At 62.1% G+C, this 1,146-nt stretch carries 2 protein-coding genes; one reads left to right on the forward strand and one right to left on the reverse strand.

Features of this window, described 5'->3' with window-relative positions:
• Positions 1 to 160: 160 nt before the first annotated feature.
• Positions 161 to 457 carry a hypothetical protein gene (locus EN742_RS35525; RefSeq protein ID WP_127399715.1) on the reverse strand — a complete coding sequence of 99 codons (297 nt, stop codon included), beginning with the start codon at positions 455 to 457 and terminating at the stop codon, positions 161 to 163.
• Positions 458 to 462: 5 nt separating this feature from the next.
• Between EN742_RS35525 and EN742_RS35530 the strand changes: the two genes are divergently transcribed.
• On the forward strand, positions 463 to 1,146 hold a 684-nt coding region (locus EN742_RS35530; protein ID WP_148670554.1), incomplete at its 3' end, for a DUF4175 domain-containing protein.

Below are 1,146 nucleotides of genomic sequence, written 5' to 3' on the forward strand. Positions count from 1 at the left end.
CCCTTTGCCGAGCGCATCGAGAACTACTGGGAATTCACCGCCTATTTCAGGGCCATTTCCACGGAAGCTTTATACGCGCTGGGGTGAGGGCGGTGCGGGCGGCGAGGGCGGTCGCGGCGCCGCCGTCGCCCTGCGTCGAAAGTTCGTCGGCTTCCGACCCTTAGCCGATGTCCGGACCGGCAGGCGGCGGGCCAAAAGCTGCGTCGATCAGGCGTTCGGTTAACCAATCCTCAACAAGCTTGGTTAACGCATGCTTGATTTTGTTGACTCTTTTTCGGCGCAGACCGATTCTGTCATGGGGGTTTGAAGGCTTTTGGCCGTGGCCGGGCCGAAGCGCAAACTGGCGGCGGGTATTCCTATGAGTGTTGCTGCGATTGCCGACATCATTGGCGGCACTGGCTCGGCGAGCCGTACCGGCATGGCGGGCAGGGCAGAGCCGTGAGCGTCCGGAGAGCATCGAAGGTGAGCCCGATTTCGGCGCGCGACGTGCGTTTCCGGCGCATGAGCCTGCAGATCATTTGCACTGGTCTGCTGTCGTGGCTGCTGCTTGGCGTCTACCGGAGCATCATCGTCGATCCGCAAACGACGCTTGGGGGCCTTGTGGCATCCATCCCCAAGGGATTGGCATCGAGCTACTACGACCTCGTCGTCATAGCGTCGATGACGGTGACAGCCTTGATCCTGCTCTTTCTGCTCAAGGCCAGCCGTCTTGGGTCCGCCGTCGTCTTCTTCCTTTTCTACCTTGCCGTCCTGGTGTCGCTGAGCTGGGGGTTTGCGAACATAAATCTGGTCAAGATGCTGGGCGAGCCGTTCACCTTCCAGTGGCTGGTCTATGGCGACTTCCTCCAGAATGCGGACGCCAGGAACGCCATGGGCGACGCGCTCAACTTCAGGGAAGTCGCTATCCTGTCGGTGTCCATCGCCCTGGTGCTTGTTCTCGGCTCTGCCGCGGCCAGACTGTGGCTGCGGCTGGGTGTCATCGGTCACAGGGTCCTTCTGGGCGCACTCGTGCTCGGCGTCGCGGGCGCCTTGGTCGGCACGGGCTATCACGTGCATGCGGAAGCGCTGCCGGCGGCGAAGATCGACAATCCGATCGTGCATTTCGTCGAATCGGCCCTGCTCAGTCCGACGCCGGTGGTGCTGACC

The sequence above is a fragment of the Mesorhizobium sp. M4A.F.Ca.ET.020.02.1.1 genome, from assembly GCF_004022645.1.
Taxonomy (GTDB): Bacteria; Pseudomonadota; Alphaproteobacteria; order Rhizobiales; family Rhizobiaceae; genus Mesorhizobium.